This window comes from Staphylococcus borealis (assembly GCF_001224225.1).
Classification (GTDB): domain Bacteria; phylum Bacillota; class Bacilli; order Staphylococcales; family Staphylococcaceae; genus Staphylococcus; species Staphylococcus borealis.
In genome coordinates this window covers 21,121-37,752 of the sequence record NZ_CUEE01000012.1, presented here as the reverse complement: position 1 = coordinate 37,752, position 16,632 = coordinate 21,121, and the positions used below count along the sequence as shown (strand labels likewise).

Sequence of the window (16,632 nt, the reverse complement as noted above, 5' to 3'; positions counted from 1 at the left end):
AGTATTATAAAGTGAGTATACGATTAATCATTTACTCGTTCAATATTAGCACCTAATGACTTTAATTTCTCATGGAAATTAACATAACCGCGGTCTAAATGTTTTAATTCTGTAACCTGAGTTGTACCATCAGCTACTAAGCCAGCTAAAATTAATGCTGCCGCTGCTCTTAAATCTGTTGCTTTAACTTGAGCACCTTGCAATTGACTCTTACCTTGAATTTTAGCACTTCTACCTTCTACAGTAATATTTGCATTCATACGCTTAAATTCTGCAACATGCATGAATCTATTTTCAAAGACAGTTTCCGTAATGACTTTATGTCCTTCAGCAGTTAATAATAACGCCATCATTTGTGATTGCATATCTGTTGGGAACCCAGGGTGAGGAAGTGTTTTGACATCAACTGGTTTAAGTTCACCCTCTGCCGTAACACGAACGCCATCTTCTTGGAAATCTAAATTAACGCCCATTTCTTCAAGTTTATAAATTAGACTCGACATATGTTCTTTTACTGCGTCTCTAACAAATACATCACCACGCGTAATAGCAGCTGCTATGATTAAAGTACCAGCTTCAATTCTGTCAGGAATGATTGAATGTTCTACACCTTTCAACTTATCAACACCATGAATCGTAATGGTATCAGTACCTGCTCCGGTTACTTTACCACCCATTTCATTAATATAATTTGCTAAATCAACAATTTCAGGCTCTTTGGCAACATTTTCAATCACTGTTTTACCTTTAGCAAGTGACGCTGCCATAATGATGTTTTGTGTTGCACCGACACTTGGGAAATCTAAATGAATGTCTGTACCTTTCAAGCCGTCTTTTGTGCTAGCGTAAATATTCCCATTCTCTAGATGTATTTCTGCACCTAATGCCTCAAACCCTTTAATATGTTGCTCTATTGGACGAGCACCAATTGCACAGCCACCTGGTAATGCAACGATAGCATGACCTAAACGTGCTAACAAAGGACCCATAACTAAGATGCTTGCTCGCATTTTACTAACATATTCATAAGGGGCTTCTTCTTTTAAAGTCGTTGATGCATCTACTGTAACTGCACCTTCTTCTTTATTATATTCAACTTCCGCATTTAAAGTTGATAATACATTGTTTATCGTTACTACATCGCTTAAATCTGGTACATTAACAAGTTTACTTTTTCCTTCTGAAGCTAATAGTGATGCAGTTAATACTGGTAATACTGCATTCTTAGCTCCTTCAACTTTAACTTCTCCAGTTAGGCGATTGCCACCTTCAATTACTATTTTATCCATATTAATCCTCCACTTTAAACTCCTATTACTATCTTCATTTCCCGATTTTCAATCAATTATTTATTTATTATATCTATTTTTAAAAAGAATTTACAATAATCTCATTATTGAAATAAAAATTTCACTTGAGTTGAAAATTGTAATAAATCAATTAAAAAATTGCTTACGGCTGTACCCAATAAGATGGCTAAAAACATTAGACATACTTGTACTTGAGTAGCGTAACCTTTTTTAAAAAATTGATCTAATTTGAGAGAGTTTAAGGCCCAATAAGCTATACATATACACAAAACATGTAAAACCAAGTGTATGATCGCAAACTGTCCAATATAATCCATGACTTTCTCTCCTTTTAGATTTCTGTACTATATTGTACATTAAAAATGCACAGAATGATACTAAACTTGACTATCATAGAACACAAAAAAAGGTTTGAAAACTAAATTTAGTTTTCAAACCTTTTTAATTATTTTAATTCTGCTACGCGTAAGCGGTTTTCAGCTCTAGCCAACGCTCGTTTAGCTCTGTTTATATCACTGTTATCCTGATCGTCCAAATGAGATTGTGCTCTTTGACGTGCTAATTTAGCTCGTTCAACATCTATCTCACTGGCAGTTTCAGCTGTTTGAACAATGACAGATACTTTATGTTGTCTAATTTCAACAAAGCCACCACTAACAGCTATATATTCAGTACCATTTCTAAAGTTCACTTTAACATGGCCTGTTTTTAATGCGGCAACTGTCGGAATATGCCCACTCATGACACCCATTTCACCAGCTGTTGTTTGAAAAACAACTAGTTCAACGTCATCTTTTTCGTAGACTGAACCATTAGGAGTGACAATATCAAGATTAACTGTACTCATTATCTATACCTCCTAATTGTTTAGACTTCAACACCCATATCTTTTGCTTTGGCAATTACATCTTCCATACTACCAACTAAACGGAAAGCATCTTCAGGAATATGGTCGTATTTACCATCTAAAATCGCTTTGAAATCAGCTACTGTCGTTTTAACAGGTACATATGAACCTTTTTGACCAGTAAATTGTTCTGCAACGTGGAAGTTTTGTGATAAGAAGAATTGAATTCTACGTGCACGTTCTACTGTAAGTTTATCTTCTTCTGATAACTCATCCATACCTAAAATTGCGATAATATCTTGCAATTCTCTATATTTTTGAAGTGTTGATTGAACATCACGTGCCACTTCATAGTGCTCTTGACCAACAATTGCTGGTTCTAACGCTCTTGACGTAGACGCTAATGGATCCACAGCTGGATAGATACCCATTTCTGTTAATTTACGTTCAAGGTTAGTTGTCGCATCTAAGTGAGCGAATGCAGTTGCTGGCGCTGGATCAGTATAGTCATCGGCTGGTACGAATACGGCTTGGATTGATGTTACAGAACCTTTATTCGTTGATGTAATACGTTCTTGTAATTGACCCATTTCTGTAGCTAATGTAGGTTGATAACCTACGGCAGAAGGCATACGTCCTAATAAAGCTGATACTTCAGAACCTGCTTGAGTAAATCTGAAAATGTTATCGATGAATAAAAGAACGTCTTGTCCTTGTTCATCACGGAAGTACTCAGCCATTGTTAATGCAGATAAAGCTACACGCATACGCGCACCAGGTGGCTCGTTCATTTGACCGAATACCATCGCTGTTTTCTTGATAACACCACTATCTCTCATTTCATAGTAAAGGTCATTACCTTCACGTGTACGTTCACCTACACCAGCGAATACAGAGATACCACCGTGTTCTTGTGCGATGTTATTAATTAATTCTTGAATTAATACGGTTTTACCAACTCCGGCACCACCGAATAGTCCGATTTTACCACCTTTAATATAAGGTGCTAGTAAGTCTACAACTTTAATTCCAGTTTCAAGAATTTCCACTTCAGTAGATAATTCATCAAAATTAGGTGATTGTCTATGAATCGGATCACGTCTCACTGAACTATCTAATTTATCTTCTAAATCAATTGTATCACCTAAGACGTTAAATACACGACCTAGCGTTACTTCACCAACTGGCACTGAAATATCTTGTCCAGTGTTTTGAACTTCCATGCCTCGTTGAACACCATCTGTTGAATCCATAGCGATTGTACGAACAACGTCATCACCTAGTTGTAATGCAACTTCAAGTGTTAATTCAAAAGTACCATCTTCTTTAGGAACTTCAATGATTAAGGCGTTATTAATTTCAGGTACTTCATTATGTTCAAAACGAACGTCAATAACAGGACCCATAACCTGAGTTACACGGCCATTACCCATGTTGTTTCCTCCTTTAAAATATTATTCAAGTGCTGCGGAACCACCAACAATTTCAGTAATTTGTTGTGTGATTTCAGCTTGTCTCGCTCTATTATATTGTAATGATAAGTCATCAATAAGTTCAGTCGCATTATCAGAAGCATTTTTCATTGCAGTCATTCTCGCTGCATGTTCACTAGCCTTAGCATCTAAAATCGTTCCATAAATTAAACTTTCAACATATTGAGGAAGAATAACACTTAGGATAGATTCTTTATCCGGTTCAAATTCATAAGAAGACATTTGACCTTGACCTTGGCTAGAATCTTCTCGAGATAATGGTAAAACTTGTTTAGTCGTTGGTTTATTTTCAAGAACACTAACATAATGACTATAATAAATTTTTAATTCATCAATATGTTCTTCACTAAATAAGTCAATCGCATGTTTCGCAATTGCTTGTATTGATTTGAATGAAGGTTGATCGGGAACATCAACAAGTGAATTCTCAATTTCATAACCTCTATTTTTAAGGAAATCAACACCAGATTGACCTAATACAATAATGCTATATTCATCACTACTAGAATGTTTTTCACTAATATCATTAATCAGTCGTTTTAAGACATTTGAACTGTATGCACCTGCTAAGCCTTTGTCACTAGTAATTACTAAGTAACCACTACGTTGAACTTGTCTAGGTCTTAACATAGGATGACTAGAGTGTTTACTCGCTCCTGCAATTGCAGTAATCGCATCCTGCATTTTTTCCATATAGGGTTCAAATTGCTTTGTGTTTTTTTCAGCTCGACGTAATTTTGAACTCGATACCATGTTCATTGCTTTGGTAATTTGTTTCATTTTTTTCGTCGATTTAATACGACCATCTATCTCTTTTAATGAAGCCATTATCTCACCACCCTTTCAATTTAAAGTTTAATTATTCAGATTTGCTAAAGCTTTTCTTGAATTCATTAATTGTAGCTTCAAATTTATCGTCAGATGGTAAGGCACCAGTTTCTCTAATTTCATTTAATAAGTCAGAACCATTTGATTTCGCCCAACTATTTAATTCGTCTTCGAAACGTGTAATATCCTCAACAGGAATATCATCTAAATAACCTTTTGTTAAGGCATATATAATTAAAACTTGGTTTTCAACAGGTAATGGTTTGTTTTGGTCTTGTTTCAACACTTCAACCGTACGTTTACCTCTTTCAAGTTTTCTGGCTGTGAATTCATCTAAATCAGAACCGAATTGCGCAAATGATTCTAACTCTCTATAAGAAGCTAAGTCTAAACGTAGCGTTCCTGCTACCTTCTTCATTGCTTTGATTTGAGCTGATCCACCTACACGTGAAACTGATTGTCCCGCATTAATCGCAGGTCTTACACCTGAGAAGAATAAGTCAGATTGTAAGAAGATTTGTCCATCTGTAATTGAAATTACGTTAGTTGGTACATATGCAGAAATATCCCCTGCTTGTGTTTCGATAATTGGTAACGCCGTAATTGAGCCGCCACCTAAATCATCATTTAATTTGGCTGCTCTTTCTAATAATCTACTATGTAGATAGAAAACATCACCAGGGTATGCTTCACGACCTGGAGGTCTACGTAAAAGTAATGATAACTCACGGTATGCTGCCGCTTGTTTAGTAAGATCATCATAAACGATTAATACATGCTTACCATTAAACATGAATTCCTCACCCATAGTTACACCAGAATAAGGTGCAATATAAAGTAATGGTGAAGGTTCAGATGCTGAAGCTGAAACAACAATAGTGTAATCTAATGCGCCAGCTTGACGTAATTTTTCTACATTTGCACGTACAGTTGAATCTTTTTGACCAATTGCTACGTAAATACAAATTGTATCTAAACCTTTTTGGTTTAAGATTGTATCAATACCGATTGTTGTTTTACCTGTTTGTCTATCTCCGATAATTAACTCACGTTGACCACGTCCGATTGGAACTAATGCGTCAATCGCTTTAATACCAGTTTGAAGTGGTTCGTCAACAGATTTACGAGCCATTACACCTGTTGCTTTTTGTTCAACAGGACGTGTTTTTGTTGTATTGATAGGACCTTGTCCATCAATAGGTTGACCTAATGGGTTAACAACGCGACCAATAAGTTCTTCCCCTACTGGAACTTCCATAATACGTCCAGTACGTCTAACTTCGTCGCCTTCAGTAATTTCAGTATATGGTCCTAAAATAACTACACCCACATTTGATTCTTCAAGGTTTTGAGCTAAACCAAGAACACCATTTGAGAACTCTACTAGCTCACCAGCCATACAGTCATTTAATCCGTGAATTAATGCGATACCGTCACCAATTTGGAGTACCGTACCTACATCAGTTACAGACATTTCAGACTCATAATTTTCAATTTGTGAGCGAAGTAATGCACTGATTTCTTCAGCTTTTATGGCCATCTATGTCACTCCTCTTTATTTTAGTTTACTCTTCTAAATTTGCGTTCGATTTGTTCTAAATCTTTTTTAACACTGCCATCTAGCACAGTAGTACCAACTTTAACTCTAAATCCTCCAATTAATTCAGGATTTATTTTCGTAGTAATATGTACTTGTGATAAATTCGTTTGTTTTAAAATTAAGTCTTTAATGCGACTAAGTTCTTCGTCGCTTAATTGATAAACTGATTCAACAATGGCTGAATCTTCATTATGATACTCATTGTATAAACTTTTAAATTCTTTAAAAATTGAATTAATCAGTACTAAATGACGATTATTAGCTAATATCATTAGCATATTTTTTAAGTAATAGTTAGCATCTCCAAAAACGATACCAACAAATTTGCGTCTTTCAGAAGCCGGTTGGTTAGGATTTGAGTCAATTGCTCTTAAATCTTCATCATAGTTTTTTGTGGCTTCACTAACTATACTAAGTTCTTGGTACATTAAGTCTAATCTTTCTTTATCGATAGCGACGTCAAATAATGCTTTAGCGTATTTATTTGCTACATTTGCCATTATTTATCGCCTGCCTCTTTTAAATACTTATCAACAAGTTCTTTTTGATCTTGTTCTGAAATTTCTTTTTGAAGTACTTTAGATGCAATCAATACTGATAACTCAGACACTTGATTGTTAATATCTGCTAATGCACGTTCTTTCTCGCTATTGATTTCACTTTGAGCAGTTTCAATCATACCGTTTGCACGAATATTTGCTTCATGAATGATTTCTTCATGTTGTTTACGTGCTTGAACTCTAGCATCTTCTAAAATACGTTGAACTTCATCTTGAGTTTGTTTTAGTGTCTTTTTATTTTCTTCTTCAAGTTTTTGTGCATTTAATTTTGCTTCTTCAGCTTCATCAATGTCTCTATTGATGTCACGTTCACGTTTGTCCATTACTTCTTTTAATGGACCCCAAGCAAATTTCTTAAGTAGTGCTAATAAAATAGCAAATGTGATTACTGTAACAATAACAGTACCCCATTCAACACCACCACCTGCTGCACCTAAAACGAATGAATTAGTTAATGCATTCACTGGCATTTGACACTCCTTTCATAATTAATCACCACTTGCCATTAAATAAAACGAACGGCGAAGATCCAAGTGACTTCGCCATGAAATTTTCTTATTGGAAAAGAGTCATGAATGCGATTACAACACCGATGATAGGTAATGCCTCAACTAAACCAATACCGATGAACATGATACTCATTAATTGTCCACGTGCTTCTGGTTGACGAGCTACACCTTCTACTGTTCTTGAAACGATAAGACCGTTACCGATACCTGCGCCTAGTGCTGATAAACCAATTGCAATTGCTGCTGCGATTAAACCCATATTAATAATTCCTCCTAAAATGTTTGTTTAAGTTAATGTGTGTCCGCTACTTTGTGGGACATGTAAACCATTGAAAGCATGATAAATATATATGCTTGGATTGAGCCGACAAAGATAGAGAATCCTTGCCATACGATTAAACCTGGAATACCTATAATCCAACCCCAAGCACTGCTTACAACTAAGCCGGCTAATAAAGAAAGTAATAATTCACCGGCAAATATATTACCGTATAAACGTAGACCAAGTGTTAATGTTGAAGAGAATTCTTCAAAAACATTGATAATTGCTAATGGCCAGAATGGTTTAAAGTAATTACCTATGTAAGCTTTAGTTCCACGCATTTTCACACCATAATAGTGTGTAAGTAATATCATCATAGTTGATAATGTCAATGTGACAGTTGCGTCAGCTGTTGGAGATTTCCACCATAGATAATGATCTTTAGTCACTATAGCAAATGGTAGTCCTAACATGTTTGCAACAAAGATAAATAAAATCAATGTTACTGCTAAGAAGTGAAACTGACCACCTTTTTTCCAAGCCATATTACTCTCTATGATGCTTCTGACAAAGTCAAAGATCCATTCGATAAAATTCTGTTTACCTGATGGTCTTTTCTTTAGATTACGCGTACAAATAATAGCTATTAGAAAAACAATGATTGCTGTAATAACTAACATCATGATGCTTGCTAAATTGAAAACGAGATCAAAACCAAATACATTCCAACTTACGAGCGGGTTTTTGTGATCCATGTACTCACCTCTTTCTTTATTAAAATTTTAATTCTTAAGCAGTAGAGGGCGTAAAATGATTAAAACATAAGAAAACATAAGACCAATCATTACCCCAATAATATTGACATTATCTTTAAATAAAAACCATATTACGCACGCAATGATAGCGACTAAGTACCTCCAAGTATTGCCCGTAGAAATATGTATGTTATCTGGTTGCTTTGCCCGAGATAAATATAATTCGAAAATATAGGTATTTATTAAAGATCCAAATGTTCCTATTATTAATCCTAGAATAAAAGGATTTGGAATAACGATATACAACACAGCCAATATAATTAAAAAATAAATATAATATTGAATGAATTGTTTAAATATGATGCTGAAACGCCTCATTTTTCTCCTCCAAATTAACTTATGACAACCATGTAAACCGTTCCACTCATACAAATTTAATAATAATATAGGGTAAATAGTGTGTCAATTCTATTCAAATTGTTGTAAAAATTAACTCTTTTATTGTCACAAAATGTTCACAATTTAAAATTTTTTTATGATTTGAAAGGCTCTGGTGAATTTGATGTCAAACCAAAATAATATTTTATACTCTCACAAATTCTTATAGATGCTTTACCATCACCATAAGGATTTTGAGTTTGTGACATTTGATGATAAATTATTTCGTTATCCAATAATTCTGCCGTTGTATTATGCACATTTTCAAAATCCGTTCCAATTATTTTCAAAGTGCCCGCTGCTACACCTTCTGGTCTCTCGGTTACATCTCTAAGTACCAAGACAGGTTTATTCAATGAAGGTGCCTCTTCTTGAATACCACCTGAATCCGTCAAGATTAAATAGGCGTTACTTACGAAGTTGTGGAAGTCTACAACGTCTAATGGTTCAATTAATTCAATACGCTCATGATCACCTAAATACTTATAAGCTAGTGACCTTACTTTAGGATTCAGATGTAGTGGTGATACAATGACCACATCTTCATATTCATCAACAATAGTGCGCATTGCTTTATAAATCTCAATCATTGGCTGTCCAATATTTTCTCTTCGGTGAACAGTTAATAGGATAATGCGTTTATTTTGATGTTTTGTGATTATATCTGATGTATATTCCTTTTGGACCGTTAATTTAAGTGTATCAATAGCAGTATTTCCAGTAATAATTACTGTGTCTGGATTTTTCTGTTCTTAAAGCAAATTATTCGCTGCACCTTTAGTAGGCGCAAAATGCAGGTCGGCTAGATTACTTACCATTTGCCTATTCATCTCTTCTGGGAAAGGTGCATATTTACGTCGTGTTCTTAAACCAGCTTCTACGTGACCAACAGGTACCTGATTATAAAAAGCAGCTAGTGCACCTGAAAATGTAGTAGTGGTATCGCCATGGACGAGCACCATATCCGGTTTTTCTTTTTTAATAATTTCTTCAAGTTGCGTCATTGCTCTTGATGTAATGTCTGATAGCGTTTGACCTTCCTTCATGATATTCAAATCATAATGTGGCTCGATGTTGAAAGTTTGTAAGACCGAATCTAACATTTCGCGATGCTGAGCAGTTACAACAATCATTGGTTCTAACTCAGCATCACACTCGAGTGCCTTCACTAAAGGTGCCATCTTAATTGCTTCTGGTCTAGTACCAAAGACTGTCATAATCTTTCTCATACATAAACTCCTATACCTATTTTGTACCGAACAATCTGTCCCCAGCATCACCTAAACCTGGTGTAATATATGCTTTATCATTTAATTTTTCGTCTAATGCTGCAATATAGATATCGACATCATCGTGCGCTTCTTGCATTTTTTCAACACCCTCTGGTGCAGCAATAAGGCACATGAATCTAATATTTTTAGCACCGCGTTTCTTCAACGAATTAATTGCTTCGATTGCTGATGCTCCAGTAGCTAACATTGGGTCTACCACAATAATTTGTCTCTCATCAATGTCTTGTGGAAGTTTAGCAAAGTATTCTACTGCTTCCAATGTTTTAGGATCACGGTATAAACCAATGTGACCAACACGTGCCGCTGGGACTAAGCTTAATACACCATCTGTCATCCCTAAACCGGCTCTAAGAATTGGAACGATTGCTAATTTTTTACCAGCTAATCTTTTTGCAGTCATAGTTGTTACTGGCGTTTTAATTTCAACATCTTGAAGTTCTAAATCTCTAGTAACCTCATACGCCATTAACATGCCGACTTCATCAACAAGTTCTCTAAATTCTTTAGTTCCCGTATTCATATCACGGATATAACTTAATTTGTGTTGAATTAGTGGGTGATCAAATACATGTACTTTACTCATTTATATTGCCTCCAAAATTTTATAAATTATTCATATAGCGGATATTTAGCTGTTAAACGACTTACCCTTTCTCTTGCTTCTTTCAATTTTGTATCATCATTAGGGTGTTTAAGTGCTAAGCTAATAATACGACCAACTTCTTTGAATGCTTCTTCATCAAAGCCTCTTGTTGTAGCAGCTGGTGTGCCTAAACGTATACCACTTGTTACAAAAGCTTTTTCTTGGTCAAATGGAATTGTATTTTTATTACATGTTATTCCAATTGAATCTAATGTCGCTTCCGCTTCTTTACCTGTAACATTAACTGAGTTTTTAACATCTACAGATACTAAATGGTTATCAGTGCCACCTGACACAATTCTAAAGCCCTCTTCTTTCAACGTTTCAGAAAGCACTTTAGCATTTTTGATGACTTGCTCTTGATACGTTTTAAAGTCTTGTTCAAGTGCTTCACCGAATGCGACTGCTTTAGCAGCAATGACATGTTCTAAAGGTCCACCTTGTATTCCAGGGAATATTGTTTTATCTATATCCTTCTTATACGCTTCTTTACAAAGAATTAATCCACCACGTGGGCCACGTAAAGTTTTATGCGTTGTTGTTGTTACAAAATCAGCATATTCTACAGGATTTGGATGTAAACCTGCTGCAACTAAACCAGCGATATGAGCCATATCAACCATTAATTTAGCGCCAACTTCATCAGCGATTTCTTTGAACTTTTTAAAATCAAGTTGTCTTGAATACGCTGAAGTTCCTGCAACGATTAATTTAGGCTTGTGTTCATGTGCTAATTGACGCACAACGTCATAGTCAATTTTTTCAGTTTCTTTATCTACACCATAATCTACAAAGTTGTAGAATTTACCACTGAAATTAACTGGTGAACCATGCGTTAAATGACCACCATGACTCAAATTCATACCTAAAACAGTATCACCCATCTCTAAAGCGACAAGATATACTGCCATATTGGCTTGAGACCCTGAGTGGGGTTGCACATTTACATGCTCCGCACCAAATAATGCTTTCGCTCTTTCAATTGCAATCGTTTCAGTTACGTCAACATAATCACAACCACCATAGTAACGACGACCTGGATAGCCTTCAGCATATTTGTTAGTCATCACAGAACCCTGGGCTTCCATCACCGCTTCAGATACAAAGTTTTCAGATGCGATTAATTCAATGTTGTTATTTTGCCTATTATATTCATTTTGAATTGCTTCATAGACAGCTTTATCTTGATTTTGGATATATGACATATAAAATCCCCCTTTACACTTTCTAGCTTATTCGTATTTAGCTCGTTCACCACCGATTTTCTTAGGTCTTGATGTAGCTATCGTAACAATAGCTTCACCAACTTGTTTGACACTTGTTCTAACCGGTACACAAACGTGTTTAATATGCATTCCAATTAATGTTTGACCAATATCAATTCCCTTAGGGACTGAAATATGTTCAACTACGATTGGATCATTCATTTGCTTATAAGCATAAGTTGCAAGACTTCCACCTGCGTGAACATCAGGAACAACTGATACTTCTTCCATCGTTAGCGGATTGAAATCTTCGCGTTCAATTGTAACTGCTCTGTTAATATGCTCACAGCCTTGAAATGCAAAAGAAACACCAGTCTCTTGTTTCACTTGTGCTAATGCACTAAAGATTTCCTCTGCAACTTCCATCGATCCTACAGAACCTATCTTTTGTCCTATAACTTCAGAAGTCGAACATCCTATCAAGCAAAGTTCATCTTTCTTGAAAAAAGATTGCGCCTTAAGTTCATCAAGCAACGTTTTAAGTTCTTGCATTGAAATCTCCACCTCAATTACATAATTAAAAAGAAGCATAGCAAACTAGCTATACTTCTTTATTATAACTTATTTAACGCTTAACATATACTAATTGTATAATATTTCGCTTTATGAATCTGACTGTAATTTACTTATTAAGTGTTGAAGCTCTTTAAATGTTTGTCGGTATGTTTCAATACTACCGCCAAACGGATCGCCAATATCGCCTGATTCCCCAACATATTCACCAAGTTGATAAATGCGACCATTATCACCATAACTATAAATAAGTTGTTGTTTATGCATTTCAGTCATTGTTAAGATTAAATCGCTTTCTAAATCCGCCTTACTAAATTGCTTGGCCCGCGTAGGTTCTGGCAATTCATGCTCAGCGATGACTTTAAGTGATTCAGGTGAAATAGATTGTCCATCTACTGCAAATAACCCTCTTGAATTAATAACGTCTTTTTCGAGTATTTTCTTTGCAATACTTTCTGCCATCGGACTACGACACGTATTTCCTGTACACACAAACGTTATTCTCATAATGTTTCACCTCTAACTAAGTGATTTCCTGTAGCTTTACGCATTCTGTTCATAATTGCCTCTGTTGCATCTGTTTTATCAAATGCATAAATATATGCCTCATGTATTTCTGAATTTTCATCGATATCATGGAGTATTTTAAACAAATTATGATTGGCTTGTTTCGTATCATGCTGATCTTTACAGAGCGAAATAAATATGGCATCACTAGGGACAAAGTGTTTTAAATTATCCGGTAAAATAAAAGCGGTATGCGTCCAATCTTTAACAGTTGTAATAGGTTTACTTAGATTTGTCAACATCGTTACAGGTGTTTCAGGAGCATAGTGCTTATATTTCATACCAGGTGCTATCGGTTTGCTTGTCGTATCATATTGATAATGTTCAACACTTCCAGGCAAGACTTCATTAATCATTGATTGTGTAATTGCTCCTGGTCTGGCTATTCTAAATGGGAACTGTGTGCAATCGAGTACAGTACTTTCTAGGCCTTCTTCACTTTGATCTCCATTAACGATTCCATCTATCTTCCCATTTAAATCGGTATAAACATGTTGAAACGTCGTAGGTGAAGGTCTACCACTGACATTAGCACTTGGCGCAGCAATCGGCATATCCGTATATTGGAGTATTGCACGGCCAATGGGATGACTTGGCATACGTACAGCGATGGATTGCAAACCACCTGTCACTTTGTCACAGAGATACCCAGGCTTTAAAGGTAAAATAAATGAAATCGGACCTGGCCAAAATTCATCCATCAAGCATTTTGCCTCACTTTGTAAATGAGACACAAAGTCATCAATTTGAGAAATGTCGTGAATATGTACAATTAATGGATTGTCGGAAGGACGACCCTTGGCTTGATATATATTTGAAACGGCTTGTTGGTTTCGGGCATCAGCACCCAACCCATATACTGTTTCTGTCGGAATTGCAATTAAACCACCATCTTGAAATATCTGCTTTATTTTGTCTAATTCCGGATAATCTAATGGCGCATTTTGATATTGACGCATATCCCATAAATTTGTTTTCATCAAGCTCACTCCTCCATCATTTTTATTCATATATAGGAAAAGAAGCTGAGACAAATCAAACTGTCTCAGCCTACAATATCATTTTTGGCAGTGGCTGACTGATTTGAAAACGCGCTTAAATTAAGCCTTTTCAGACCTAGTCATCCTTACCGGCGGGGCCCAGCAAAAAGAATTTCATCAAGAAATTCCATAATCAAACCAAGCTGGGGCGGGACTACGAATTCATTTTAATATCTATCCCGTTTCCTTTGAGTTTCACCATTTAAATGATACGATTCTATCATTTCCATTTATATCTTTGATAACTTTAACATCCAATTTAGGATATTTTTCTAAAATGATACTTCTTAATTTCTCACCTTGATTATAGCCAATTTCAAAGGTCACATAAGCATCATCATTGAGCACTTGAGGTAAGTCATTAAGGATTGATTCATAAATAGCATAGCCCTTATTTTCTGCGAATAACGCTTTATGGGGCTCGTATTTTACAACTGTAGGTGCCATTGTATCCATCTCATCAACATCAATATATGGTGGATTGGAAATAATACCATCCAATTTAATATTATGTTGGATAAACGGTTTCAAGGCATTGCCTTTCAAGAAATGGATATCCACCTCATGATTGTGCGCATTATCAGCAGCGATATCTAAGGTTTCTTGAACGATATCTGTTGCATAAACAGTAAAATCATTATTTAGCTTTTTTAATGTAACAGCTAATACACCACTACCCGTTCCAACATCAGCAATCGTTGCGCTTGAGTTACAATGCTCAAGAAAATGCAACATTACTTCCTCGGTTTCAGGTCGTGGAATTAAACAATGTTCATTGACTTGAAATTGGTAGCCATAAAAAGATTGAAATCCAACAATATATTGGATTGGTTCTCCTAAAAGCATTCGTTCAGTCGCCAGCGAAAACTTAATTTCTTCTGCTTTTGACATATCATCATACATATGAATTAAATAATCCGTTCTTGACCACCCAAATAAATCAAGCATTAACCATTCCGCTCTTGATTGTTCGTACCCTTTTTCTACAGCTTGTTTGATAGCACTATCTAATTTTTCTTTAAAGTTCACCATTGTTAAGTTCTTTCAATTTCTCAGTTTGTTCAGATAAAGTTAAAGCATCAATAATTTCATCTAACTTACCTTCCATAATTTGGTCTAACTTTTGTAATGTTAAACCTATTCTATGGTCTGTCACACGACTTTGTGGATAGTTATATGTTCTAACACGTTCAGATCTATCACCAGTTCCTACTGCTGATTTACGTTGTGCTGCATATTTTTGTTGTTCTTCTTGTAATTTCATATCATATAGACGTGCTTTTAATACTTTCAGAGCTTTTTCACGGTTTTGAATTTGTGATTTTTCAGAAGATGTCGCAATCACACCCGTTGGTAAATGTGTAATACGTACAGCTGAGTCAGTAGTATTGACGTGCTGACCACCTGCACCACTTGAACGATATGTGTCTATTTTCAAGTCTTCATTGCGAATTTCAATTTCAACATCTTCTACTTCAGGCAGTACAGCAACTGTTGCTGTTGACGTATGAATTCGACCACCTGATTCTGTTTCTGGTACACGTTGAACACGATGTGCACCATTTTCAAATTTTAATTTACTGTATGCACCGTTCCCAGAAACTGAGAAACTAATTTCTTTGTAACCACCATGGTCACTTTCAGCTGCTTCAACTATTTCCGTTTTAAAGTTTTGAGATTCTGCATATTTACTATACATTCTTAGTAAATCTCCCGCAAAGATGGCTGCTTCATCTCCACCTGCAGCTGCTCTAATTTCAACGATAACGTCTTTTTCATCGTTAGGGTCTTTTGGTATTAGTAAGAATTTAAGCTGTTCTTCTAATTCAGGAATCACACTTTTCAAGCTAGCGCTTTCCTCTTTTAACATTTCGATTTCTTCTTTATCATCTGTTTCGTTTAACATGTCATCAATTTCAGCTATTTCTTCTTTTTTACTTTTATAGTCTCTATATACATCAACTGTTTTTTGTAAATCAGCTTGTTCTTTTGAATATTTGCGTAACTTGTCTGGATCATTTACGATTTCAGGGTCACTTAACATCTCATTGAGTTGTTCATATCTTTCTTCAACGATATCTAATTGATCAAACACTACATTTCCTCCTCGTCACTTGTACTTGGTGCTACTATATGATGTGCTCGACATCTCGGTTCATAACTTTCATTTGCGCCTACTAAAATGATAGGATCATCAACTTTAGCTGGTTGTCCATTGATTAAGCGTTGTGTTCTACTCGATGATGAGCCGCATACTGCGCAAACAGCTTGCAGTTTAGTAACTTGTTCACTTACCGCCATAATTTGAGGCATTGGTTCAAATGGTTCTCCTCTAAAATCCATATCTAAGCCTGCTACCACAACTCGATGACCATTTTCTGCAAGCTTCTCAACTATATTTACAATTTCTTTATCAAAAAATTGAATTTCATCAATGCCAATGACATCAACTTGAGATAAATCATGCAACAATATATCTCTAGATGTCGAAATATTAATTGCTTCTAATTCATTTCCGTCATGAGAAACAACTTTTTCTTTGTGATAACGATCATCAATCGCTGGTTTAAACACTACTACTTTTTGTTTAGCGTATATGCCTCTTCTTAATCTACGAATAAGTTCTTCTGACTTACCGCTAAACATACTTCCAGTAATGCATTCAATCCAACCGGAATGGTAAGTTTCATACATTATAAGTTCCACCTTT

At 35.5% G+C, this 16,632-nt stretch carries 19 protein-coding genes and 1 pseudogene; all 20 read right to left on the bottom strand.

Annotated elements, in window-relative coordinates:
- Window positions 1-23 precede the first annotated feature (23 nt).
- Complete coding sequence (gene murA / locus AK212_RS11540) at window positions 24-1,289, bottom strand: UDP-N-acetylglucosamine 1-carboxyvinyltransferase (RefSeq protein WP_053031176.1); 1,266 nt, start codon at window positions 1,287-1,289, stop codon at window positions 24-26.
- A gap of 104 nt (window positions 1,290-1,393) precedes the next feature.
- Window positions 1,394-1,627, bottom strand: coding sequence for a DUF1146 family protein (locus AK212_RS11535; RefSeq protein WP_053031174.1), 234 nt, complete (start codon window positions 1,625-1,627; stop codon window positions 1,394-1,396).
- A gap of 128 nt (window positions 1,628-1,755) precedes the next feature.
- Window positions 1,756-2,157: a F0F1 ATP synthase subunit epsilon gene (locus AK212_RS11530; RefSeq protein WP_053031172.1), complete on the bottom strand. Its 402-nt coding sequence runs from the start codon at window positions 2,155-2,157 to the stop codon at window positions 1,756-1,758.
- A gap of 20 nt (window positions 2,158-2,177) precedes the next feature.
- Window positions 2,178-3,590, bottom strand: a complete 1,413-nt coding sequence (gene atpD / locus AK212_RS11525) for a F0F1 ATP synthase subunit beta (protein ID WP_053031170.1) — start codon at window positions 3,588-3,590, stop codon at window positions 2,178-2,180.
- Window positions 3,591-3,611: 21 nt separating this feature from the next.
- Window positions 3,612-4,478: an ATP synthase F1 subunit gamma gene (gene atpG / locus AK212_RS11520; protein ID WP_053031168.1), complete on the bottom strand. Its 867-nt coding sequence runs from the start codon at window positions 4,476-4,478 to the stop codon at window positions 3,612-3,614.
- Between the two features lie 31 nt (window positions 4,479-4,509).
- Window positions 4,510-6,018: a F0F1 ATP synthase subunit alpha gene (gene atpA / locus AK212_RS11515; protein WP_053031165.1), complete on the bottom strand. Its 1,509-nt coding sequence runs from the start codon at window positions 6,016-6,018 to the stop codon at window positions 4,510-4,512.
- Between the two features lie 20 nt (window positions 6,019-6,038).
- Window positions 6,039-6,578 (bottom strand): F0F1 ATP synthase subunit delta, encoded by a 540-nt coding sequence (locus tag AK212_RS11510; protein WP_053031163.1) that lies wholly within the window; start codon window positions 6,576-6,578, stop codon window positions 6,039-6,041.
- Window positions 6,578-7,108, bottom strand: a complete 531-nt coding sequence (locus AK212_RS11505; protein ID WP_016931216.1) for a F0F1 ATP synthase subunit B — start codon at window positions 7,106-7,108, stop codon at window positions 6,578-6,580. Before AK212_RS11505 ends, AK212_RS11510 begins: the two co-directional genes overlap by 1 nt.
- An 85-nt stretch (window positions 7,109-7,193) precedes the next feature.
- Window positions 7,194-7,406, bottom strand: coding sequence for a F0F1 ATP synthase subunit C (gene atpE / locus AK212_RS11500; protein WP_011275238.1), 213 nt, complete (start codon window positions 7,404-7,406; stop codon window positions 7,194-7,196).
- Window positions 7,407-7,438: 32 nt separating this feature from the next.
- Window positions 7,439-8,164 carry a F0F1 ATP synthase subunit A gene (gene atpB, locus AK212_RS11495; RefSeq protein ID WP_011275237.1) on the bottom strand — a complete coding sequence of 242 codons (726 nt, stop codon included), beginning with the start codon at window positions 8,162-8,164 and terminating at the stop codon, window positions 7,439-7,441.
- 27 nt (window positions 8,165-8,191) lie between these two features.
- Window positions 8,192-8,542, bottom strand: a complete 351-nt coding sequence (locus AK212_RS11490; protein ID WP_053031161.1) for an ATP synthase subunit I — start codon at window positions 8,540-8,542, stop codon at window positions 8,192-8,194.
- A gap of 155 nt (window positions 8,543-8,697) precedes the next feature.
- Window positions 8,698-9,831 (bottom strand): annotated as a pseudogene (wecB, locus tag AK212_RS11485) (non-hydrolyzing UDP-N-acetylglucosamine 2-epimerase).
- 16 nt (window positions 9,832-9,847) lie between these two features.
- Complete coding sequence (gene upp / locus AK212_RS11480; RefSeq protein WP_053031159.1) at window positions 9,848-10,477, bottom strand: uracil phosphoribosyltransferase; 630 nt, start codon at window positions 10,475-10,477, stop codon at window positions 9,848-9,850.
- Window positions 10,478-10,503: 26 nt separating this feature from the next.
- Entirely contained in the window at window positions 10,504-11,742 is a 1,239-nt protein-coding gene (glyA, locus tag AK212_RS11475) for a serine hydroxymethyltransferase (protein ID WP_053031158.1), read from the bottom strand.
- Between the two features lie 27 nt (window positions 11,743-11,769).
- Window positions 11,770-12,294 (bottom strand): TIGR01440 family protein, encoded by a 525-nt coding sequence (locus AK212_RS11470; RefSeq protein ID WP_053031156.1) that lies wholly within the window; start codon window positions 12,292-12,294, stop codon window positions 11,770-11,772.
- Between the two features lie 111 nt (window positions 12,295-12,405).
- Complete coding sequence (locus AK212_RS11465) at window positions 12,406-12,822, bottom strand: low molecular weight protein arginine phosphatase (protein ID WP_053031154.1); 417 nt, start codon at window positions 12,820-12,822, stop codon at window positions 12,406-12,408.
- Entirely contained in the window at window positions 12,819-13,862 is a 1,044-nt protein-coding gene (locus AK212_RS11460) for an L-threonylcarbamoyladenylate synthase (RefSeq protein WP_053031152.1), read from the bottom strand. Before AK212_RS11460 ends, AK212_RS11465 begins: the two co-directional genes overlap by 4 nt.
- 255 nt (window positions 13,863-14,117) lie before the next feature.
- The gene (gene prmC, locus AK212_RS11455; protein ID WP_053031150.1) at window positions 14,118-14,954 is read right to left on the bottom strand and encodes a peptide chain release factor N(5)-glutamine methyltransferase; all 837 of its coding nucleotides are present in this window, start codon (window positions 14,952-14,954) and stop codon (window positions 14,118-14,120) included.
- A complete protein-coding gene (prfA, locus tag AK212_RS11450; RefSeq protein ID WP_053031148.1) occupies window positions 14,941-16,017 on the bottom strand; it encodes a peptide chain release factor 1 in 1,077 nt (358 codons plus the stop codon). The genes prmC and prfA overlap by 14 nt, the downstream gene beginning before the upstream one ends.
- On the bottom strand, window positions 16,017-16,616 hold the full coding sequence (locus tag AK212_RS11445; protein WP_053031146.1) for a thymidine kinase: 600 nt from the start codon (window positions 16,614-16,616) through the stop codon (window positions 16,017-16,019). The genes prfA and AK212_RS11445 overlap by 1 nt, the downstream gene beginning before the upstream one ends.
- Window positions 16,617-16,632 lie beyond the last annotated feature (16 nt).